This is a genomic window from Burkholderiales bacterium (assembly GCA_035560005.1).
Taxonomy (GTDB): domain Bacteria; phylum Pseudomonadota; class Gammaproteobacteria; order Burkholderiales; family Eutrophovitaceae; genus DASRFY01.
Window position 1 is genome coordinate 37,871 of record DATMAN010000063.1, and the last position, 21,469, is coordinate 59,339.

General features: G+C 65.5%; 18 protein-coding genes. 7 read left to right on the plus strand and 11 right to left on the minus strand.

Translation table 11 applies throughout. From position 1 onward, the window contains the following. Nucleotides 1–7: 7 nt before the first annotated feature. The 10 genes from VNM24_09330 to VNM24_09375 form a co-directional block, all read right to left on the minus strand. Complete coding sequence (locus tag VNM24_09330; protein ID HWQ38792.1) at nucleotides 8–763, minus strand: glucose 1-dehydrogenase; 756 nt, start codon at nucleotides 761–763, stop codon at nucleotides 8–10. Between the two features lie 186 nt (nucleotides 764–949). Then, nucleotides 950–1,714, minus strand: a complete 765-nt coding sequence (locus VNM24_09335; protein HWQ38793.1) for a glucose 1-dehydrogenase — start codon at nucleotides 1,712–1,714, stop codon at nucleotides 950–952. A gap of 194 nt (nucleotides 1,715–1,908) precedes the next feature. Continuing rightward, a complete protein-coding gene (locus VNM24_09340; GenBank protein HWQ38794.1) occupies nucleotides 1,909–2,883 on the minus strand; it encodes a quinone oxidoreductase in 975 nt (324 codons plus the stop codon). Between the two features lie 142 nt (nucleotides 2,884–3,025). Next, nucleotides 3,026–3,529, minus strand: a complete 504-nt coding sequence (locus VNM24_09345; GenBank protein ID HWQ38795.1) for a 2,4'-dihydroxyacetophenone dioxygenase family protein — start codon at nucleotides 3,527–3,529, stop codon at nucleotides 3,026–3,028. A gap of 390 nt (nucleotides 3,530–3,919) precedes the next feature. Continuing rightward, nucleotides 3,920–5,410: a tripartite tricarboxylate transporter permease gene (locus VNM24_09350; GenBank protein ID HWQ38796.1), complete on the minus strand. Its 1,491-nt coding sequence runs from the start codon at nucleotides 5,408–5,410 to the stop codon at nucleotides 3,920–3,922. Continuing rightward, the gene (locus VNM24_09355; GenBank protein ID HWQ38797.1) at nucleotides 5,411–5,884 is read right to left on the minus strand and encodes a tripartite tricarboxylate transporter TctB family protein; all 474 of its coding nucleotides are present in this window, start codon (nucleotides 5,882–5,884) and stop codon (nucleotides 5,411–5,413) included. It lies immediately after the preceding gene. An 89-nt stretch (nucleotides 5,885–5,973) separates the two neighbouring features. Continuing rightward, a complete protein-coding gene (locus tag VNM24_09360; GenBank protein HWQ38798.1) occupies nucleotides 5,974–6,915 on the minus strand; it encodes a tripartite tricarboxylate transporter substrate binding protein in 942 nt (313 codons plus the stop codon). Nucleotides 6,916–6,986: 71 nt separating this feature from the next. Beyond that, a complete protein-coding gene (locus VNM24_09365; GenBank protein ID HWQ38799.1) occupies nucleotides 6,987–7,964 on the minus strand; it encodes a tripartite tricarboxylate transporter substrate binding protein in 978 nt (325 codons plus the stop codon). A 126-nt stretch (nucleotides 7,965–8,090) separates the two neighbouring features. After that, nucleotides 8,091–9,347 carry a polyhydroxyalkanoate depolymerase gene (phaZ, locus tag VNM24_09370; protein HWQ38800.1) on the minus strand — a complete coding sequence of 419 codons (1,257 nt, stop codon included), beginning with the start codon at nucleotides 9,345–9,347 and terminating at the stop codon, nucleotides 8,091–8,093. Nucleotides 9,348–9,503: 156 nt separating this feature from the next. Beyond that, complete coding sequence (locus VNM24_09375) at nucleotides 9,504–10,484, minus strand: serine/threonine protein kinase (protein ID HWQ38801.1); 981 nt, start codon at nucleotides 10,482–10,484, stop codon at nucleotides 9,504–9,506. 66 nt (nucleotides 10,485–10,550) lie between these two features. On the opposite strand from VNM24_09375, the gene VNM24_09380 reads away from it, so the two are divergent. Beyond that, on the plus strand, nucleotides 10,551–11,588 hold the full coding sequence (locus tag VNM24_09380; protein ID HWQ38802.1) for an alpha/beta fold hydrolase: 1,038 nt from the start codon (nucleotides 10,551–10,553) through the stop codon (nucleotides 11,586–11,588). 117 nt (nucleotides 11,589–11,705) lie between these two features. Here VNM24_09380 and VNM24_09385 read toward each other — a convergent pair whose 3' ends face one another. Further along, nucleotides 11,706–12,782, minus strand: coding sequence for a hypothetical protein (locus VNM24_09385; protein HWQ38803.1), 1,077 nt, complete (start codon nucleotides 12,780–12,782; stop codon nucleotides 11,706–11,708). Nucleotides 12,783–12,966: 184 nt separating this feature from the next. Here VNM24_09385 and VNM24_09390 point away from each other — a divergent pair, with 184 nt between their 5' ends. The 6 genes from VNM24_09390 (at nucleotide 12,967) to VNM24_09415 (ending at nucleotide 21,446) form a co-directional block, all read left to right on the plus strand. Next, nucleotides 12,967–14,481 carry an amidohydrolase family protein gene (locus tag VNM24_09390; GenBank protein HWQ38804.1) on the plus strand — a complete coding sequence of 505 codons (1,515 nt, stop codon included), beginning with the start codon at nucleotides 12,967–12,969 and terminating at the stop codon, nucleotides 14,479–14,481. A gap of 233 nt (nucleotides 14,482–14,714) precedes the next feature. After that, nucleotides 14,715–15,143: an SRPBCC domain-containing protein gene (locus VNM24_09395; GenBank protein HWQ38805.1), complete on the plus strand. Its 429-nt coding sequence runs from the start codon at nucleotides 14,715–14,717 to the stop codon at nucleotides 15,141–15,143. A 15-nt stretch (nucleotides 15,144–15,158) separates the two neighbouring features. Beyond that, complete coding sequence (locus VNM24_09400) at nucleotides 15,159–15,629, plus strand: NUDIX domain-containing protein (protein HWQ38806.1); 471 nt, start codon at nucleotides 15,159–15,161, stop codon at nucleotides 15,627–15,629. A 264-nt stretch (nucleotides 15,630–15,893) separates the two neighbouring features. Continuing rightward, entirely contained in the window at nucleotides 15,894–18,191 is a 2,298-nt protein-coding gene (locus tag VNM24_09405; GenBank protein HWQ38807.1) for a PAS domain S-box protein, read from the plus strand. 32 nt (nucleotides 18,192–18,223) lie between these two features. After that, nucleotides 18,224–18,694, plus strand: coding sequence for a response regulator (locus tag VNM24_09410; GenBank protein ID HWQ38808.1), 471 nt, complete (start codon nucleotides 18,224–18,226; stop codon nucleotides 18,692–18,694). 31 nt (nucleotides 18,695–18,725) lie between these two features. Further along, entirely contained in the window at nucleotides 18,726–21,446 is a 2,721-nt protein-coding gene (locus VNM24_09415) for an EAL domain-containing protein (protein HWQ38809.1), read from the plus strand. The last annotated feature ends 23 nt before the right edge of the window (nucleotides 21,447–21,469 follow it).

Sequence of the window (21,469 nt, forward strand, 5' to 3'; positions counted from 1 at the left end):
CTGCCGTCTACATCGCCGCCGAAAACGCCCCGTCCACCACCAGCACGTGGCCGTTGACGTAGGATGCCTCGTCGGAAGCGAGGAATACGGCGACCGGGCCGATTTCCTTCAGCTCGCCCCAGCGGCCGGCCGGCGTACGCCTGCACACCCAGTCGTTGAATTCGCGATTCTGGATGAGCGCAGTGTTCATCTCGGTGGCGAAGTAGCCCGGTGCGATCGCGTTCACCGTGATGTTGTGCGGGGCGAGCTCGACCGCCAGCTCCCGCGTCAGCGCATGGATCGCGCCCTTGGACGCGACGTAGGCCGAGATGGTCGGCCGCGCCAGCAAAGCGCTGATCGAGCCGGTCATGATGATGCGGCCGCGCTGCGCGGGAATCATCGCCTTCGCAGCTTCGCGCACGAGCGCCCAGACGGCCGTGAGGTTGGTGTCGATCACGCGCCGAAAATCAGCGGTTTCGAACTCCGTGACGGGCTTGCGGTGCTGGATGCCGGCGTTGGCGACCAGGATGTCCAGGCGACCGTACTTCTGCACCGCACCCTGGATCGCCGCGGCGCCCGCGGCATGGTCGTTGACGTCGAAAGCCGCCGCCTCGCCTTTCAGACCCCGGGAAGCGAGCTCGCCGGCGCGTTCCTTCAACGCTTTTGCATCACGGGCGTTGAGCAGGACGAGCGCGCCCGCTGTGGCCAGCGATTGCGCCATCGCCCAGCCCAGGCCGCGCGAGGCACCGGTGATCAGCGCCACCTTCCCGCTCAGATCGAACATCTCTCCTCCCGGAATTCCATCCACCACGCAGAAACAGAGAAGGACGAAATCCGCAATCAACCGCCGAGGCTAAAAAGCGCCAAGAATCGCCCCGGACTTTCAAACGAACCCTTGGCGGCTTGGTGGTGGGGCATGTTTTCGTCGGTGCAGCTGCGTGCCTGCGTGTCTGTCTGGCGAATGCCCTGCCTACGGCATGTATTGACCGCCGTTGACTTCCAGAATCTGCCCGGTCATGTACCCGCTCATCCTGTCCGAGGCGAGGAACAGGAACGCGCCGGCGCACTCGTCAGGCGTTCCCAGTCTGTTCATCGGAATCGTGGCCTTGAAGCTCTCCAGCATCTGCGGCGTGGAGAAGCGCTCGTGGAAAGGCGTCATGATCACGCCGGGGCTCACAGCGTTCACCCGGATCCTGTCCTTGACCAGCTCCTTCGCATGGCCGCGCGTCATGGTCGACACGAAACCCTTCGCCGCGGCGTAGAGCACCGCGCCCGGTCCTCCGCCATGCCGCGCCGCGACCGAAGTCACGTTGATGATCGCGCCGCCGCTGCCCTGCCTTCTCATCTGCACGACGGCGGCGCCGGTGCACATGACAGCGGAGCGCACGTTGAGGTCGATCACCTGATCGAACAGCTCGTCGGTGATCGACTCGACCGGCAGGCGCTGGACCAGGCCGCCGGCGTTGTTGATCAGAACGTCGATGCGCCCGAAGTGCGCGACAGTGCTCTGCACCAGATCCTTGCAAACCGGGGAGCTGGTGACATCCCCGGACACCAGGAAGGCCTTGCCGCCGGCCTTTTCGACTTCGGCGGCGACTTGCTCCGCTTCGGCCTTGCTCCTGTTGTAGTGCACGGCGACCTTGGCGCCGTTCGCGCCGAAGGCCTTCGCCGCGGCGGCACCGATGCCGGTGCTCGATCCGGTAATCAGCACGACCTTGTCCTTCAGGTCCTCGATCATCTCTACCCCCGATTCAATCTCCCGGCGCGGAGGACGCGAAGGGCGGGGCGGAAGACGAGAACCAGGGGCGAAACACGAAGGCACGAAGAGACAAAAGGCCGGGATTTGTTCTCCGTGTGCTGCATGGTTCCGATTCCTTCCTCCTGCTCGCCTCTGCGTCCTTCACGGCCTGCGCATCGAGCGTTCTTGCGCTAGGGCAACAGAACAGTGGAGCCGGTGGTCTTGCGGCCTTCCAGGTCGCGATGCGCCTGCGCCGCGTCGGCCAGCTTGTAGGTCTGGTTGATCTCGATCTTGACCTTGCCGGACTTCACGACGTCGAACAGCCGGCTCGCGCCTTCCTCCAGGTCCTCGCGCCGCGCCGTGTACGTCATCAGGGTCGGCCGCGTCACGTAGAGCGAACCCTTCGCTGCGAGCAGGTTGAGATCGAAAGCCGAAACCGGGCCCGAGCCGTTTCCGAACACGCACAGCAGGCCGCGCGGCATCAGGCAGTCCAGCGATCCCATGAACGTGTCCTTGCCGACGGAGTCGTAGACGACCGGAACCTTGCGCCCGCCGGTGATCTCCTTCACCCGCTCCACGAAGTTCTCCCGGGTGTAGACGATCGTGTGATCGCAGCCGTGTGCCTTGGCGATCTTTGCCTTCTCGTCGGAGCCGACCGTGCCGATCACCGTCACTCCCAGCGCTTTCAGCCACTGGCAGGCGATGAGTCCCACGCCGCCGGCCGCGGCATGCCATAGCACCGTTTCCCCTTTCTCGACCCGGTAGGTGCGATGGATCAGATACCACACCGTCAAGCCCTTGAGCATCATCGCCGCGGCCTGCTGGTCGGTGATTCCGGCGGGGACCCTGACCAGCTTGTCGGCCGGCATCACCCTGATCTCGGAATAGGCGCCCGGAGCGCCCCCGGCGTAGGCCACGCGGTCGCCGGCCTTGACGTGTGCCACCCCCGGGCCGACCGCCTCGACGATACCCGCGGCTTCCAGTCCCAGCCCACTGGGCAGCGGCAACGGATAGAGGCCGCTGCGATGGTAGGTGTCGATGAAATTCAGGCCGATCGCGGTATGCCTGACCCGGACCTCTCCGGCGCCGGGTTCACCGACTGCCACATCTTCGTAGACCAGAACTTCCGGTCCGCCTGTCTTGTGAAAACGCACAGCCTTCGTCATGTTGTTCACTCCCGTGCATCAAGCAATATTGTTTCGATTCCAGCGGTCCTGCTGCCCGCTCCGCGGTCACGTTCAGCGCGCCGAAACGCGCGGAACCCGTTCCACTGTCGGGATGGCCGGTTGAAGCATTGATCGTCTCGTCTCAACGTATGAACTGATTCACGAAATCGCGACCCAGCCCCACCTTTTCATAGTGGGCCCGGCACATCTCGATCTTGGTGAAGACGTCCTCGTAGGCTAGGGTCTCGCCTTTCCCGTCGACGTAGATCATCGCGCCGTTGACGTTGAACAGGGTGATCATCTCTTCCGCGGCGTCGTCGACGATCAGCGTGTGGACTTCGCCCGGCGGTTCGTACACGAAACCGCCTTCCTCGGCGATCCAGTCGTGCTCGAGGTAGCGCCATCTGCCCTTGATGACATATCCATAGACCGCCATCGGGTGGCGATGGCGGGAAAGAATCCCGCTCTTGCGCACGCGCAGCAGGTTGAACCAGCCCCCGGAAACGGTATTCAGCATGAGAGGCCGGAACCACACCCCTGGAGCCTGCGGCACCCAGACGCGTTCGTCGGAGGGAACGGCCAGTGTCACGATCTCGTGATGCATTCCGGCCGCCGCAAGGGGGTTCGACCTGAGCGGAGCGTTCATCGCATTCTTTTCCTCAGCCAATCGGGTCAGGTGACCAGGTGCCCGCCGTCCCCCGGGACAATCGCCCCGTTGACGAAACCGGCGAGGCGAGCAGACGACGGCGCCGGCGACACCTTCGGGCACGGCCCCAGCGTCGCAGGGCGTGCGAGCATGCCGCGGCTGCGCTCGGTCCCTCCGAAGCGCCTGCGTGAGCGGGGTCGCGATCCCGGGAGCGACGCGTCAACGCGTATTTTATCAGCGGCACATGCGCTCGAAAGCGACTTCCTCGGTTGCGGCTGCGTTTCGAGGTCGAAGTCCTTCGACGCGATGCAACGCAAAGGACACGTCGTCAGCGGCGATCGAGAACGATCGGGGCACAGGTGTCGTCGTCTGCCTCGCGTTGAACGCCTTTCAGGCGGCTGCGGCGCGGCGGCGCCGCAGCCGGAGGAAGAACGGCGAGAGCCACACCAGAATGGCGAACACGCCGAGCGCGCCGGCGATCGGCCGCTCGAAGAATGCGGCGATGCGGCCTTCGGACTTGATGAGCGAGGTCGCCAAGTTCTCTTCCAGCATTGCGCCCAGCACCACCCCGAGGATCGCCGGCGCGACCGGAAAGCCGTTGCGTTCCATGAAGAAGGCGATGATGCCCGCGGTGAGCATCACGCCGATATCGAATGCGGTGTTGTTGATGGCGAAGGCGCCCACCATGCAGAAGGTCAGGATCACCGGCATCAGCACGTGCCTGGGGACCCGCAGCACGCGCTTGTAGCCCTTGATGGCCATGAGCCCGAGCGGGATCATCAGCAGGTTGGCGATGAAGAAGACGATGAACACCGCGTAGATGTTCTCCGGGTTGTTGAGGAAGATCGTCGGGCCCGGGTTCATGCCTTTCAGATAGAGCACGCCGATCGCGATCGCCGTGATCGAATCTCCCGGAATGCCGAACACGAGCGCGGGAATCCACGCACCGGACAGCGCGCCGTTGTTGGCGGCACCGCTCTCGATCACGCCCTCGACGTGCCCGGTGCCGTACTTCTCCGGAGTCTTCGAGAACTTCTTGGAGATTGCGTAGGAGATCCACGCGGCGATGTCGGCGCCCGCACCGGGCAGCGCGCCGATGGCGGTGCCCACGGCACTGCCCCGGAAGGCGGCGGCGGGATACCTGCGGACGAGCTCCCACTGCCCGCGAAAGATGTTGCCGATTCTCTCCTGCGCCAGGTGCAGCGGCGCATCCTTCGAGGTCACGTAGCGCAGCACCTCCGAGACCGCGAACATGCCGATCATCATCGGAATGAAGTTGATGCCGCCCATCAGCTCGGTATTGTCGAAGGTGAAGCGGGGAAAGGCGGCCGGATTGTTCAGTCCCACGCAGGAAACCAGCAACCCGAGGAGCAACGAGACGCTCGCCTTCAGCGGGCGGTCCGACGCGATGAACACCGCGCACGTCAGTCCCAGCAGCACCAGCCAGAAATACTCGAACGAGCTGAAGTTGAGCGCCACTTCTGCGAGCCAAGGCGCCGCCGTGACCAGCACGACCGTTCCGAGGATGCCGCCGATCGCGGAGAAGACCAACCCCGCCCCGAGCACCAGCTCCGCCTGCCCTTTTCGGGTCATCGCGTACGCTTCGTCGGTGTAGGCAGCGGAGGCCGGCGTGCCGGGCATGCGCAGCAGCGCACCCGGAATGTCGCCGGCGAAGATGGCCATGGCGGTGGTGGTGACGATCGCCGCGACCGCGGGAACCGGCTCCATGAAGAACGTCACGGGCACCAGCAGCGCAGTGGCCATGGTGGCGGTCAGTCCCGGAATCGCGCCGACGAAAAGCCCGAACAGCGCGGCACCGAGAATCACCGCGAGGACATAGGGATCCAGTACCAGCGCAAAGGCGGTGGTCAGCTCGCTCATCTACCAGGCCAGCGGTTCGAGCAATCCCCACGGCAGAGGCACCTTCAGCGCGCCGTAGAAGATCCAGTGGATGACGAAGGCGGCGACCAGCGCCGTGGGCAGCGCGACGAACCAGCGGTTGCGCAGCGCGAGCAGGATGGCGAGGAGGGCAAGCGGCGCTGCGATCAGAAAGCCGAGCCTATCCGAAAACAGAATGTAGAACGCCATCGCGCCGATCACGACGGCGAAATTCAGCGCCAGCCGCGGCGTACGCATCCACTCAGAAAGTTCGATCGCCCCTTGCGTCTTCCAGCGGCGCAGGCCCGATGCGATCAAGGCGAGACCGGTGAGGGCGAAGCCCGCGGCAATGGCGCGGGGAAACAGCGACGGCCCGAACTGCTGCCCGGGCATGGGCGGGAAACCGTGCACGTACCAGGCGATCAGGGCGGCGAACGCCACGAGCGCCGCGCCAATGAGAGCGTCGTTGAATCTCATCAGCAAAGGCCCGGCCGAGGACGGGTCCGACTTACCACAGTCCGAGTCCGGCTTCCATCGGCGCGCTCTCGATCGCTCGACCCCAGCTTCTATTTCGCCAAGCCGACGACCTTCATCAGCGCGCCCAGCTCGGCGTCGTCCCTGGCCATGAACGCCGCGAATTCCTGCGGCGGCGCGTAGCGCATGCCGAAGCCGCGCGAGGTCATGAAGTCGCGGAACTCGCGGCTGTCATAGGCCTTCTTGACCGCGGCGACCAGGCGGGCTTCGATGTCCTGTGGCAGCCCTTTCGGCGCAGCAACCCCGCGCCAGGCCCCGCTCACCCATTTGCTGCCGATCGCCCGCCTGAGCGTGGGCACCTTGGGAAACAGCGTCGAGGGCTTGTCGTCCATGATCGCCAGGCTCCTGACCTTGCCCGCCTCGATGAGCGCGCGTGCCTCCGCGTGCGATCCGACGACCATGTCCACTCCGCCGGCCACCAGATCGAGCAGCCCGGCGGCGTTGCTGGCGCTGGGCACCCACAGAACGCTCTGCGGATCGACCTTCAGGTCGTGCAGCATTCCGTAGAGCGACAGATGCCAGATTCCGCCGTGCGCGGTCCCTGAAGCCTTCAACTTGCCCGGACTGGCTTCGATGGCGGCAATCAGATCGGCGAGATTTCCGTAGGGCGCATCGGCGCGCACCTGCACCGCCGCGGCATCGACGTTGATCAGCCCCAGCGGCGCGAACGAGGCACCGTTCAATCGGGTCAGACCCTGGTGATGCATCATGCCGATCTCGACGGTGATGACGCCGATGGTGTAGCCGTCCGGTTTTGCGGCGGCGATCGCCTGATGTCCGACCACTCCGCTGCCACCGGTGCGGTTGACGACATTGACCGGCTTGCCCAGATCGCGCTCGAGCAGCGTGGCCATCATGCGGCCGACGGCATCCGTACCGCCGCCCGCGCCCCACGGGACGATGAAGGTCACCGGGCGCGCGGGGTAGTCGGCGGCGACGCAGAACGGTGCGGCGACGGTGAGCAGCAGCGTCAAAAGCAGTCTTCGCCTTGCGAAGCGCATTTGCACCGGCTGGCCCCGAAGGCGGCGACAAGCAAGAGGCGGACTCATCGATTGATGATGCCCACAACTGTCATCGTCCTGCCCATCGCCGCGTTGCTCTGCTTCATATGCTCGGCAAACTGTCTCGCGTCGCCCCACAGCAGGCCGAAGCCGCGGCTCGCCATGAAGTCGCGATACTCCCTGGCCTCGTAGACCTTTTTCAGGGATGCCGCCAGCCGGTCGACGATCGGCTGCGGCATGCCTTTCGGCCCGGCCACCCCGCGCCATGCTCCCAGCGTCCAACCACTGGCGACGGCTTCCTGTAGCGTGGGCACGTCGGGAAACAAGGGGGCTCGCTTCGCGTCCATGATCGCCAGGCTCCTGACCTTGCCGGCCTCGATCAGCGAACGCGCTTCCGGCAGCGAACACGGAACCACCTCGACGCCGCCCGCGACCAGATCGAGCAGGCCGGGCGCGGCGCCGTTGCTCGGCACCCAGGCCACCGACCCGGGATCGATCTTCTTGTCGGCGAGCAGGCCGAAGAACGACACGTGCCAGATGCACCCCTGTCCGCAGCCGGTGGCCTTGATCCGCCCGGGCCGCTTGCGGATGTCGTCCAGCAGATCCTGCAGCGTCGCGTACTTCGAATCGGCCCGCACCTGCACGCCGGCCGGGTCGAAGTTCATCAGCGCGATCGGGGTGAAGTCATCGGGCGTAAGCGGTGTCAGGCCCTGCCAGTGCAGCATCGCGATCTCGGTGGTGATGAAGCCGAGGGTGTAGCCGTCCGGCGGGGCGCTGGCCACGGCCTGATGGCCGATGACGCCGTTGCCGCCGGTGCGATTGACCACGTTGATCGGCTGCCCGAGGTCCCTTTCCATCAGGCTGGCGATCATCCGCGCGATCGCGTCGGTTCCGCCGCCCGCGCCCCAAGGCACGACGATGGTGATCGGGCGCGACGGATAGTCCTTGCTGCCGCCGCAACCGGCAAGCGCCAGCAAGACGGCGCAAAACGCCGCCAGCAGCCCGTTTCTCCTCCGAATCATCGTGTGCTTCTCCTGCCTGGTCGTTCCCGGCGCGACCAAAAACAAGCGGCGCCTTCAGGCGCCGCGGGGGTTTTCGCGGATTGTATTGCAAGGCCGCCGCCTGAATCGAGCCCTTAACGAGGCTTTCTATCTCGCGAGGCGAAGGCGTCCGAGGGCGCGCTGCTGCCGTGTCTGCTGGAAAATGAACTCGCGGATCTGCGGGTAGATCGTTTCGCGGAACTTGCGGCCGCTGAAGATTCCATAGTGGCCGACACCTCTGGCCAGCAGGTGCCGCCGCCTCTCCGCCGGAATGGCCCTGCACAGGGCGTGCGCAGCTTCGGTCTGACCGTTGCCGGAGATGTCGTCCAGCTCGCCTTCGATCGTGAACAGCGACGTCTGCGCGATGGCCTCGGGGCGCACCGGCTCACCACGCACCCGCCACTGGCCCTTCGGCAGCTGGAATTCCTGGAACACCACCTTGATCGTGTCCAGGTAGTACTCGGCGGGCATGTCGAGCACCGCGTTGTACTCGTCGTAGAAGCGGCGATGCGCCTCGGCCGATTCGCCATCGCCTCGCACCAGGTGCATGTAGAACCTCCAGTGCGAATCGAGGTGCCGGTCGGGATTCATCGCCAGGAAGCTCGCGTGCTGCAGGAAGCCGGGGTAGACCTTGCGCATGAAGCCGGGGTAGTTGGGCGGCACGCGCATGATCACCTTGTCGGCGAACCAGGAATGCGGCCGGCCCTGGGCGAAATCGTTCACCGCGGTCGGATTGCGGCGGGTGTCGATCGGCCCGCCCATCATGACCATGGTCCTCGGCAGGGCCGGATCGTCGCTCGCGGCCATCAGCGACACCGCCCCCAGTACCGGGACGGTGGGCTGGCACACCGACATCACGTTCACGTCGGGGGCCAGAAAGCGGATGAATTCCCGGACATAGTCGACGTAGTCGTCGAGGTGGAACGGACCCCGCGGCAGCGGAACCATCTTCGCGTCCACCCAGTCGGTGATCCACACGTCGAAGTCGGGCAGCGCGGTACGGACCGTATCGCGCAGCAGTGTCGCGAAGTGGCCGGACAGCGGCGCGACGATCAGCAGCTTGGGGTGGGCATGTTTCGTTTCCTTGCGGAAGTGCAGCAGCTCGCAGAACGGTTTCGCGAGGGCGACCTCGCGCCGCACGACCACCGTTTCGCCATCGACGACGGTGTGCTCGATGTTCCACTGGGGCTTGGGATACCGCCGCAGCAGGCGCACGAACAGCTCGCTGCCCGCCGCGAGGGTGCGCGCGCCCGGCACATAGGCCAGAGGGCTGAAGGGGTGGGTGAAGAACTGCCTCGCCGCATCGGCCCAGACGACAGCCGGGGCCATGACGTTCTTATGAAACTCGTGCAACTGGTAGATCATCGCCGATGTCTCCCACCCCCCTTGAAGCCGTGTTGCTTTTGTTCGGAGCTGAAACCTGCCGCTGTGTTGCGGCTGCCACGGCGCACCGCCGCGACTGTAAGGATTGTGTCATGAAGCGTCAAGGAGGTTCTCGACGCTGCCGGACCGCGGCTTTGGCTAGAGCGCCAGCGGCGGTTCGCCCATCGCGCCCACCTGCTCCCTCAAGTGCAGGATGTGTTCCTCCCAGTAGCGGCGGGAGCCGAACCACGGAAAGGCGGCCGGAAAGGCCGGGTCGTCCCAGCGGCGGGCAAGCCAGGCGGCATAGTGGATCATCCGCATGGCGCGCAGGGTTTCGATGAGCCGCAGCTCGCGGTCGTCGAACTCGGCGAACTGTTCATAGCCGTCCAGTACATGGCGCAGCTGCCGCGCCATCGCCGACCGATCGCCCGACAACAGCATCCAGAGATCCTGCACGGCCGGTCCTGTCCGGCAATCGTCGAGATCGACGAAGTGCGGCCCGTCGTCGGTCCAGAGAATGTTTCCGGCATGGCAGTCGCCGTGCAGCCGGATCCGGCCGACGGGCCCGGCGCAATCGAACGCCGCGGCGCCCGCTTCGAGCGCCTTCGCGGTTACGGCACGATACGGCTCGACCAGGTCCGGCGGGACCTTTGCGCTCTCCAGCAAGAAAACGCGCGGCTCCTCGATGAAGGACGCCAGGTCGAGCTCCGGCCGGTGCGCGAATCGCCTCGCGGCGCCAACCGCGTGAATGCGCCCCAGAAACCGGCCGATCCATTCGAGCACCTCGGGATCCTCCAGTTCGGGCGCCCGGCCGCCCCGGCGCGCAAAGAGCGAAAAGCGAAACCCTTCGTGCCGATGCAAGGTGGCGTTGCCGGGCGCCAGCGGAGCGACGACGGGAATCTCCGCGGCGGCCAGTTCGAGCGCGAAGGCGTGCTCTTCCAGAATCTGGTCATCGGTCCATCTTCCCGGACGGTAGAATTTGGCAACCACCGGCGCGCCCTGCTCGATGCCGACCTGGTAGACGCGGTTCTCGTAGCTGTTGAGCGCAAGCAGCCGTCCGTCCACGCGCAGCCCGCAGGATTCGACCGCGTCGAGGATCAGATCGGGAGTGAGCGCCGAGTACGGGTGTGCCGCTGGCATCGCGCGATTGTATCGAGCCCTGCTCACCGGCAAGATTCCGGATTCAAAGCAAGACCGGAGAACGAATTGAAGCCAGCAACGATCGCACTCGCCACGCTTCTTGTTTTCGCGGCGCTGACGTCATCGGCCGATGACGCGGCCATTCGCGAAGCCGCGAAGCGGCTCGTCACCGAGCATCTGATGATCGACTCGGATACGCCCGGAATCCGGCTCTATCTGCGCAACAAGCGCCTCCCCGGGTTGAAGTTCGCGGCGCAGCGCACGCTGCTCTATGTGCACGGCGCGACCTACCCGGCGGAGACCGCCTTCGATCTGCCGCTCGACGGCCTGTCGTGGATGGATTACATCGCCGCGCACGGCTGGGACGTGTGGCTGGTGGACCTGCGCGGCTACGGGCGCTCGACGCGCCCGCCCGAGATGGACCAGCCGCCCGAAGCCAATCCGCCGATCGTCACAACCGACGTGGCGATCCGCGACGTCTGCGCCGCGGTGAACTTCATTCTTCGCCGTCGCGGCGTGGACCGGCTCGCCCTGCTCGGCTGGTCGTGGGGCACCACCATCATGGGCGGGTACACCGCATCCAGTAACGACAAGGTATACCGGCTCGTGCTTTACGCTCCGCTGTGGCTGCGCACCACACCCTCGCAGATCGCCTCGGGCGGTGGGCCGCTCGGCGCGTACCGCACCGTGACCCGCGAAGCCGCTCGTAAACGCTGGCTGGCTGGCGTGCCCGAAGACAAGGTCGCGAGCCTCATCCCGGCGGGGTGGTTCGAGCAATGGGCGCAGGCGACCTGGGCGACCGATCCGAAAAGCCGGGATAGCGGACTGCTGCGTGCGCCCAACGGCGTCATCCTGGACGCCCGCAACTACTGGATGCAGGGCAAGCCGCTGTACGATCCGGCGCAGATCCGCGTGCCCACGCTCATCGTGCACGCCGAATGGGACCAGGACACGCCGCTGTACATGGCCCAGGCCGTGTTCGAGAAACTCGCCAATGCGCCTTACCGGCGCTGGGTCGAGATCGGCGAAGGCACCCACAGCCTCATCATGGAAAAGAACCGCTGGCAGCTCTTCCGCGAGGTCCAGCTCTTCCTCGACGAATAGGGTCAAGAAGATTCTCACCCCGAAGGACGCGGGGGCGGCAATCCTGTAGAGCAGGCCGCCGAGGCACAACGACACAAGGGAGCGTGCCGTCGTGCTTTCGTGGTTCGCTCTTGCCCTTCAGATGTCCACCGCATCTCCCGCGTCCTCTGCGGTGCCAGGCGCAGCGGGTTGAACGGTGTCGAGAACGGCGACACGATCGAGGCGGACTTCCGCGAGCAGATCGAGGATGCTCCGGGCGACTTCGTCGAGGTCGTCGGCCGGGCCGAGCGCCCAGCGGTACTCTTCGACGAAAGATTCGTCCAGGGGCGAAGTCAGTCGCACGCGCACGGTCGCATCGGAATGGGCCGCCACGCAAACGTCCGGATCGCCGAAGCGGGAACGCGCCCTGCGCAGCGCGTTGCTCACGAAAAGCTGAAAGCCCAGCTCGGCCCGCGCGAAGGACCCGGCGTGCGCCGCGCGTACAAAGCCCATCGGCGGCCGCGGGATCGGCAGCACGGTCGCGGCCCGGGTGGACAACTGTTTGGCCAGCGTGCGGGTGAACGGAATACCCCAGCGGCCGATCGCGCCGGCCGTCTCCAGAAAGGTCGGAGCATCCGCGCGGGTGACTGCCGCGCCCGGCAGGAATCGCAGATCCACCTGATCCTCCCCGGTGTGCAGCACGATGTCCTCCGGCTCCAGCGCGAGCGGCCCCAGCTCGACGGGCTCATCGGATTGTGCGATCCGCAACAGCGCGGTCCACGACACCGCCTCGAGCGAGGCCCGCGAAGTCAGGGCGTTGGAAAAGCCGAAGTTCCTGACCGGGCCGAGCGCTCCGGCCGCCTCGAATACGCGGGTCAGTTCCGCAGCATCGCCAACCGCCGAGGGCACGACGGCGCCGGCCTCACCCCCGGTCACGACCACGATGGGAATCGCGAACAGCCGGATCTGCGCGCCGTCGGCCTGCAGCCGGCGCACGAGGGCCGAGTCCACTGCCTCGAGCAGGGTGCGGCAGATGGCGGCGCAAGGCGCCTCGCGTATCGCCTCCTGCACCAGATCCGCCCGCGCCTCGGCCAACAGGCGGGCCACGGCTTGTTCCAGCGACTTGTCCGGTTCGTCGTGTTGCGATGCAGGAGTCTGTGCCAGGCGTTGTGCGAGCGCCACCAGCGGCGAAGCGCTGGTCGCGCTGTAACGACGTGGATCGGGAAGAATTCTCATGGATCTCGGCGCGCGATTCTAACAGGCGAAACATCGGCGTCTGCCGTGGCGCAGCGCAGGCATTTCTTGAACTCGGTAGCAACAAGCGCTACAAAGGAAGGAGTGATCGCCAGCGGCGCGCGAAGTACCTCGCCGAGCGGCGATCACCACTCGCGAGTAAAACCTTTATGGGGGAGTTCACCAAATGTGGTTGAGCGATAAAGAACGCAAGGAAATAACGACGGCCGACGAACTCGACATCGGGTTCAGCTCGCCGGTTCCGACGCAGGTCGTGTCCAACGGCGAGTACAACCCGCCACCGCAGACCGAAAAACAGCGGCAGGTCGAAGGCCGGATCAAGGAGCTTGCGGACCAGTATGCCCGCAAGCTCAACATGGACCGCCGTCAGTTCCTGAAGACCGCTTCGGGGATGGCGGTGGCCTTCCTGGCGATGAACCAGGTCTTCGGTCCCGTCTGGGACGTGTCCGAAGCGGAAGCCGCCGATCTCGACATGGCCAACGAGCGCGCCAAGGCGCTGAAGGGTCAGTTCATCTTCGACGATCAGACCCACTTCGTGCGCGACGACTTCGACAAGGAAGGCCTGCTGGGGCTGGGCAAGTACGCCGCCGAGCACTGGAACCCGGACATGCTGAAGGACATGCCGCTGGTGTTGCAGCGCTACAAGTTCCAGAACTACCTGAAGGAAGTCTATCTGGACAGCGACACCAAGGTCGCGCTCCTGTCCTCGGCGCCGTTCGACGATCCCGACTGGTGGCTGCTGATGAACGATCAGATCGTGGCGGCCCGTCAGGCCATCAACAAGGTGGCGGGATCGCGCCGCATGTTCGCGCACACGGTGGTCACGCCCGGCCAGGGCAACTGGATGGAGGAGCAGGTCGAGCGCGGCATCGCGGAGTTCAAGCCGGACTCCTGGAAGTGCTACACGATCGGCGATCCGCTGGCGCCTTCGTCCAGAGGCACGGCCTGGCGGCTGGACGACGAGAAGCTGGTCTACCCGTGGTATGAAAAGGCGGTCAAGGCCGGCATCAACACGATCTGCATCCACAAGGGCCTGCTGCCGCGCGACTACGAGCAGTCCTGGCCGGGCGTGTGGAAGCACGCCACGGTGGACGACGTCCTGAAGGCGGCGAAGGACTGGCCGCAGATCAACTTCGTCATCTATCACGGCGCACTGCGCATGTTCCTCGAGGACCCGGCCTATACGCTGGACAACTTCGAGAAAACCGGCCGCATCGACTGGACCACGGACGTCTGCGAACTGGCCTCCAAGCACGGCTTGAAGAACGTCTACGCCGAACTCGGCACGACCTTCGCCACCTGTGCGGTCGCCAGCCCGCGGCTGGCCGGTGCGATGATCGGCCAGTTCGTCAACGAGATGGGCGAGGACCACGTGGTCTGGGGCACCGACTCGGTGTGGTACGGCAGCCCGCAGTGGCAGATCGAAGCCATGCGCCGTCTGGAAATCCCCGAGGACATCATGAAGAAGATGGGCTGGAAGAAGAAGCTCGGCGGCCCGGACAGCAAGGTCAAGCGCATGATCTTCGGCGAGAACTCGGCGCGCATCTACAAGTACAAGATCCAGTCCGAGTACGAGGACCTCACGCACGATCAACTGGCGCTGATGAAGCAGATGTACGAATCCGAGGGCGTGACGCGCAACAACGTCGCCTACGGCTACGTACACAAGCGCAGCGCGTAGCAGCATTCATCGCTGCACCCTCCAGAGGGGAGCCCAACGGCTCCCCTCTTTTTTTGACTGAATCACGCATCGAGGGTCCGCAAAAGCTGTGGAGGAAACGTGCTTCCGGATAGCCCACCACATAGGGACAAAGGACACAAACTACTCAAGGTCGATCGGGAAACTTCGTGTTTCTTTGTGTCTTCGTGTCTTGGTGATGAGTTTTCGGCGGTGAGGGGTATGATGAAGCGCGTATGCTGATCCGCCAGTCGGTGGTGCTGCCTGCGCCGCCAGGCAGGCTCTACGAGATGTATCTCGACTCCCGCGAGCACGCGAAGATCATCGACGCGCACGCGCGCATCGTGCCGAAACCCGGCGGCCGCTTCAGCGCCTGGGGTGGCGAGATCTCCGGCACCATCCTGCAACTCGTGCCCGGGCGGCTGATCGTGCAGTCGTGGCGCGCATCGGACTGGAACAAGGCCGATCCGGACTCGACGCTGATCCTCTCTTTCCATCGCGACAGGAGGGGCGGGCGCATCGAACTCACTCACGTCAACGTGCCGCCGCGACACCTCGCGGGCGTGCGCCGCGGCTGGCGCGCGTTCTACTGGAGGCCGTGTGGCGCGCCCTGCTGCAGCGCTGAGGGCGTCTTGCGCAGGCATCTCGCATTTGCAACTTTCTGAACATCGCACTCCGGTATGGCGAACCAGAGCGCGGGTGTTCTTCTCTACCGCCGGCGAGGCGCCGATGTCGAGGTGCTGCTCGCCCATCCCGGCGGCCCGTTCTGGGCGCGCAAGGACCAAGGCGCGTGGTCGATCCCCAAAGGCGAGTTCGACGACAGTGAGGAACCGCTCGCCGCGGCCAGGCGCGAGTTCCAGGAGGAAACCGGCTTCGCGCTGGACGGCGCCTTCCTCGCGCTGGCTCCACGCCGGCAGAAGAGCGGCAAGATCATCCACGCGTTCGCCCTGGAACGGGATCTCGACCCCAGTGCGGCGCGCAGCAACTTTTTCACGATGGAGTGGCCGCGCGGCTCCGGCCAGACCGTGGAGTTTCCGGAAGTCGACCGCGTCGCGTGGTTCCCGCTGCACGAAGCGCGCAGGCGCATACAGCCGGGGCAGCGTGCGTTTCTCGACGAGCTTTCCGATCGCCTGGGCCTGCGAGGCCGATAGACCACCCTCGATCCCCCCGGCGCCACGGCGGCAGGGTTCTCACACGCGGTTCGTTCTTATAGACTGTCCGGCCGTGACAGGCGGCCGGGCGCATTCCCCGGCGCTGCCAGCCGACCGCGGGCGCGTCGACGGGCTGCGGCTACCGGCTGCAAACTTCCTGCATGGCACGGATATCGACATGTCCTGCGGAGAGGAAACGCGCGCGCTGAAACAGGGGAGCCTCGCCCTCTGAGTCCTTTGCATTCCAGGCTCAAAGCGTTTTCCGTGGCCGCCAGCGCGCTGGCCATTCTCGTCGGCGCGCTCGTGCTGGCGGGCTGGGCATGGGACATCGAGCGCTTGAAGCGCGTTTTCGCCGGTCTGGTCGCCATGAACCCGATGACCGCGGTGTCGTTTCTCCTGGCGGGCGTTTCTCTCTGGCTGCAGAGTGGTGCATCGGTGCCTGCCGCCCGCCGATTCGCGCGATTGTGCGCGTTGCTGATCCTGTGCATCGGCTTGCTGAAACTGGCCGATTACCTGCTCGGGCGGGAATCGGGCATTGACCAGCTTCTGTTCACGCCAAAGCTGCCCGGCGACACGGTTTTGCCGAACCGGATAGCGCCGAACACGGCGTTGGGTTTCGTCTTCCTTGGCCTGGCGCTCTTGCTCCTGGACCTGACCACGCGGCGCGGATGGCGCCCGAGCGAGTTGTTCGCCGTCGCGACCGCACTCGTTGCGTTGCTGGCGCTGACGGGTTATGCCTACAAGGTCCAGTGGCTCTACGGCGTGGGCACGTTCATTCCGATGGCGCTGCACACCGCGGCGGTGTTCCTTCTGCTGTCGCTGGGAGTGCTCTGCGCGCGGCCCGGCAAGGGCTTCATGGCGGTCGTGACCGGCGACAGCGGCGCGGGCCTCATGTGGCGGAGGCTTTTTCCCGGCACGGTACTGGTGTTGATCGCGCTCGGCTGGCTGCGGATCGAAGGCGAACGCCGCGGCCTCTATGGCACGGAGTTGGGGGTGGCGCTACACACCACGGCGACCGTCACGATCCTCGGCGCATTGATCTGGTGGAGCACCCGCTCGCTCGACCGCGCCGAAGCCGCCCGCAGGCGCTCGGAGGCGGAACGGGAGCGGTTCTTCACCCTGTCGCTCGACATGCTCTGCATCGCGGGCTCCGATGGCTACTTCAAGCGCCTCAACCCTGCCTTCAACCAGACGCTGGGCTACACCACGGAGGAATTACTGGCGCGTCCCTTCCTGGAATTCGTACACCCGGACGACCGCGCGGCCACGCTCGCAGAAATGGACAAGCTGAGCCGCGGCCAGCCGACGCTTCAATTCGAGAATCGTTACCAGTGCAAGGACGGCTCATGGAAATGGCTTTCGTGGAGAACCCAGCCCTTCCCCAGCGAAGGGCTGCTCTACGCAACCGCGCGCGACATCACGGAGCTCAAGCGCGCGGAAGCGGAGCTTCTGGCGGCGAACCGCTTCCTCGACTCCGTGATCGAGAACATTCCCGACATGATCTTCGTCAAGGAGGCCGGCGACTTGCGTTTCGTCCGCGTCAATCGTGCGGGAGAGGAGCTTCTGGGCTACTCGCGCTCGGAGCTGCTGGGCAGGAACGACTACGACTTCTTTCCCAAGGAGCAAGCCGACGGCTTCACGGCCAGAGACCGCGAAGTGCTGCAAGACAGAGTCGTGAAAGACATTCCGGAAGAACCGATCCGCACGCGCCACAAGGGCGAGCGTATTCTCCACACCAAGAAGATTCCCATTGCCGACGAGCACGACCGGCCTCGCTACCTGCTGGGCATTTCGGAAGACGTGACCGAGAGAAAGGAGAAGGAACGCGAGATCTTCAGGCTCAATGAAGAACTGGCCGAGCGTGCCAAGCAGCTCGAAGCCGCTACCAGGGAACTGGAATCGTTCTCCTATTCGGTGTCGCACGACCTGCGCGCGCCGCTGCGGCATATCGACGGCTATATCGAGATGCTGACCGAGGAGGCGGGCGACGCCTTGTCGGTCGAGGCCCGACGGCACCTGCAAGTGATCACCGACGCCAGCCGGCGCATGGGCCAGCTCATCGACGATCTGCTGGAATTCTCCCGCATGGGGCGCGCCGAGTTGCACGAGGAACGCGTCGATCTCGACGCCCTGGTCCGGGAGGCGATGCGCGGCCTGGAGATGGCCACCCGCGGACGCGCCATTTCCTGGAACGTGTCGCCCCTGCCGGTGGTTACCGGCGATCCGTCGATGCTCGGTCAGGTCCTCGCCAACCTGCTGAGCAACGCAGTCAAGTACACCCGCGGTCGGAGTCCGGCGCAGATAGAGATCGGGCGGGCGGGCGAAGAGAACGGACGCCTCGTCTTCTACGTGCGCGACAACGGGGCCGGCTTCGACATGAAGTATGCGGACAAGCTCTTCGGCGTCTTCCAGCGCCTACACCGCCAGGACGAGTTCGAAGGCACCGGCATCGGGCTCGCCAACGTCCGGCGCATCATCGCGCGGCACGGCGGCCGCGTCTGGGCCGAGGCCGCGCCGGACAAGGGGGCGACGTTCTTTTTCACCTTGAAGCCGGCGCCCTGAGCCGCGCGCCGCGTCCGTTTGGAGAAGCGACAATGAACTGGCTGCCTCGCATACTGCTGGTCGAAGACAGCGCGCAGGACGCAGAGATGACGCTCAGGGCGTTCGAAGCCTGCCACCTCGCGAATGAAGTGCTTCACTTGCATGACGGCGCGGAGGCGCTGGACTTCCTGCACCGGCGCGGGAAATTCGCGGGCCGGACCAATGGCCAGCCGGCGCTCGTGCTGCTGGACCTGAAGATGCCGAAGATGGACGGCCTGGAGGTGCTGCGGCAGATGCGGGAGGATGCGGACCTCAGACTCATCCCGGTCGTCATCATGACCTCGTCGCGCGCCGAGCGCGATCTGCTCGACAGCTACCGCCTTGGCGTCAACGCCTACGTGGTCAAGCCGGTGAAGTTCTCGGATTTCATCGGTGCGGTGCGGCAGGTGGGCGCGTTCTGGGCGGTCCTGAACGAGCCGCCGCCGGGAAGCGTGCCCAGGCGCGCCCCGCCAGAGACACGGTAGAACACTCACCATTCATGACTCGCAGGGCAAGATGAGCCGACCGGTCCGCGTGCTGCATCTGGAGGACGACCCGCGCGACGCGGAATTGATCCATCGGAGGCTCAAGGCTTCCGGCCCGCAGTGCGAGATCGTACGGGTCGCCGACAGAAAGGGTTTCGAGACCGCGCTGGACCGGCAAACCTTCGACCTCGTGCTGTGTGACTACAACCTGCCCGACTACGACGGCCCAACGGCGCTGCGCCATGCACGGGCGCATCGACCGGAACTGCCGATCATCGTCATCTCCGGCACGGTCGGCGAAGACGAAGCCGTCGAGTGCCTCAAGGCCGGCGCCACCGATTACGTGCTCAAGCAGCGGCCGCAGCGGCTCGGCGCCGCCGTGTCCAGGGCGCTCAAGGAGGCCGAGCAGCGCAGACAACTTCGCCAGGCCGAGGAAGCCCTGCGCGACAGCGAGGAGCGGTTCCGGTCGGCCATGCATTTTTCGGCCATCGGAATGGCTCTGGTCGCGCCGGACGGACGCTGGCTGGAGGTCAATCGGGCGCTGTGCCGGATCACGGGATATTCAGCGGAAGAATTGCGGGCGACGAATTTCCAGTCGATCACCCATCCGGACGATCTGGCGACCGATCTCGAACAAGTGCGCCGGATGCTGGCCCGCGAAATCGACAGCTATCAGCTCGAAAAGCGCTACATCCGCAAGGACGGTGGCATCGTGTGGATATCGCTCGGCGTTTCCCTGCTCTGGACCCCGGATGGACAGCCGCGGCACTTCATCTCCCAGATACAGGACATCACGCAACGCAAGGAACAGGAACAAAAGATCGCCCGACTGAGCCGGATCCACGCCGTGCTGAGCGGCATCAACTCGGCGATCGTGCGCATCCGCGAGCGTCAGGAGCTTTTCGCCGAGGCCTGCCGCATCGTGGTCGAGCACGGCGGCTTCAGCATCGGCTGGATCGCCAGGCTGGATGAGCCGACCGGAAGACTGGTGCCCGTCGCGCAGGCGGGGCTGCCGCTGGACCTGGGAGGTGGCAGCCAGTCCCTGGAGCCACGGGCTGGATTCGCGCCGGCCGGCGTCGCCGAGATCGCCCTGCGCGAGGGCCGTCCCGCTATCGACAACGACCTCGGGGCCGGGCGGCGATCGGCGGACGCAGCGCAGTACCCGGACACCCTGAGCATCCGGCGCGCGGCCATCGAGCTGGGCGCCCGGTCGGTCATCGTGCTGCCGCTCTTCGTGGAGGAACGGACCTTCGGAGTCCTGACTCTGTACGCGCCGGAGCGCAATTTCTTCGACGAGGAAGAGGTCAAGCTCCTCACGGAACTCGCGGGCGACATTTCCTTCGCGCTCGCCTTCCTCGCCAAGGAGGAGAAGGTCAACTATCTCGCGTACTACGACGCACTTACCGGCCTGGCCAACAGCACCCTGTTGCTCGACCGCCTGGGGCAAGCCCTTCGTGCCGCGCGGCGCGAGCGGCGCATGGCAGCACTCGTTTTCGCCGATCTGGAGCGCTTTCACGTCGTCAACGACACACTGGGCAGGTCCACCGGCGATGCGTGTCTGAAGGAAGTCGCATCCCGCCTTCGGCGGCAGGCGCGCGCCGAGGACATCGTCGCGCGCATCGGCGCAGACTGCTTCGCGGTCGCCCTGATCGATGTGTCCGATGCGGACGAGGCGGCGCATTTGCTGCACGATCGCGTGTCGGCTTTCGCCAGGCAGCCGATCGTGCTTTCCGGCCAGGAGCTTCGCCTTTCGGCACGCTTCGGCGTCGCGATGTACCCGTCCGACGGGCAGTCTCCCGAGACGCTGTACGCCAATGCCGAAGCGGCACTGAAGCGAGCCAAGTCCACAGGCGAGCCTTTCCTGTTCTATACGCCGGAGATGAACGCGCGTATCGCGGAATCGCTGGTTCTCGAGAACAAGCTCCGGGCAGCGCTGGAGAAAGATCAGTTCGTGCTGCACTACCAGCCCAAGGTCACCGTCCGCGACCGCAGGATCACCGGATTCGAGGCGCTGATCCGCTGGAACGATCCGGAACTCGGCCTGGTTTCGCCCGCGAAGTTCATCCCCCTTCTGGAAACCACCGGCCTGATCCGGGAGGTCGGGCGATGGGCGCTTTCCCGGGTCGCGCGCGATTGCCGCCTGTGGGCGGAGAACGGAGTCGCGCCGCCGCGCGTGGCTGTCAACGTCTCCGCGATAGAGCTGCGGCAGAAGGATTTTCTGGACACGATGATCGAGGCAGCGCAGATGATCCGGGACACGAACGGTCTGCTCGACCTGGAGATCACCGAGAGCGTCATCATGGAGAACCTGGACGCCGTTACAGGCAAGCTGCAGACGTTGCGCGGTCTGGACATGCAGATCGCCGTGGACGACTTCGGCACGGGCTACTCTTCCTTGGCGTATATCGCGCGGCTGCCGATCCATGCACTCAAGATCGACCGCAGCTTCACTGCGGGCATGACGGACAGCGCCGACAGCCTGGCGATCGTCACTTCGGTGATCTCGCTCGCCCATTCCCTCCGGCTGCAAGTGATCGCCGAGGGCGTGGAAACGCCGCAGCAGGCCGCGATGCTCGAGGAGCTGGGCTGCGACCAGATGCAGGGTTACTTCTTCAGCCGCCCGCTGCCGCCGGACGCGGTGGGGCGCCTTCTCGCCGCGCAACCCCCGGAGCAGCGCGAAGCGCGCCGTCGCGAAGCCTCCACCGCGAGGCGAATACGCCCCGCCCGGCGCGGCAAGGCGCACCGGAGGTAGGCGCACGCCAGTCGCCCCTCGGC

What these genes read in the sequence shown, in the direction of transcription:
- VNM24_09350 (HWQ38796.1), bottom strand. Translation starts at nt 5,410, where the DNA reads ATGAGCGAGCTGACCACCGCCTTTGCGCTGGTACTGGATCCCTATGTC.
- phaZ (HWQ38800.1), bottom strand. Translation starts at nt 9,347, where the DNA reads ATGATCTACCAGTTGCACGAGTTTCATAAGAACGTCATGGCCCCGGCT.
- VNM24_09375 (HWQ38801.1), bottom strand. Translation starts at nt 10,484, where the DNA reads ATGCCAGCGGCACACCCGTACTCGGCGCTCACTCCCGATCTGATCCTC.
- VNM24_09390 (HWQ38804.1), top strand. Translation starts at nt 12,967, where the DNA reads ATGTGGTTGAGCGATAAAGAACGCAAGGAAATAACGACGGCCGACGAA.
- VNM24_09385 (HWQ38803.1), bottom strand. Translation starts at nt 12,782, where the DNA reads ATGAGAATTCTTCCCGATCCACGTCGTTACAGCGCGACCAGCGCTTCG.
- VNM24_09345 (HWQ38795.1), bottom strand. Translation starts at nt 3,529, where the DNA reads ATGAACGCTCCGCTCAGGTCGAACCCCCTTGCGGCGGCCGGAATGCAT.
- VNM24_09340 (HWQ38794.1), bottom strand. Translation starts at nt 2,883, where the DNA reads ATGACGAAGGCTGTGCGTTTTCACAAGACAGGCGGACCGGAAGTTCTG.
- VNM24_09400 (HWQ38806.1), top strand. Translation starts at nt 15,159, where the DNA reads ATGGCGAACCAGAGCGCGGGTGTTCTTCTCTACCGCCGGCGAGGCGCC.
- VNM24_09395 (HWQ38805.1), top strand. Translation starts at nt 14,715, where the DNA reads ATGCTGATCCGCCAGTCGGTGGTGCTGCCTGCGCCGCCAGGCAGGCTC.
- VNM24_09410 (HWQ38808.1), top strand. Translation starts at nt 18,224, where the DNA reads ATGAACTGGCTGCCTCGCATACTGCTGGTCGAAGACAGCGCGCAGGAC.
- VNM24_09355 (HWQ38797.1), bottom strand. Translation starts at nt 5,884, where the DNA reads ATGAGATTCAACGACGCTCTCATTGGCGCGGCGCTCGTGGCGTTCGCC.
- VNM24_09330 (HWQ38792.1), bottom strand. Translation starts at nt 763, where the DNA reads ATGTTCGATCTGAGCGGGAAGGTGGCGCTGATCACCGGTGCCTCGCGC.
- VNM24_09415 (HWQ38809.1), top strand. Translation starts at nt 18,726, where the DNA reads ATGAGCCGACCGGTCCGCGTGCTGCATCTGGAGGACGACCCGCGCGAC.
- VNM24_09365 (HWQ38799.1), bottom strand. Translation starts at nt 7,964, where the DNA reads ATGATTCGGAGGAGAAACGGGCTGCTGGCGGCGTTTTGCGCCGTCTTG.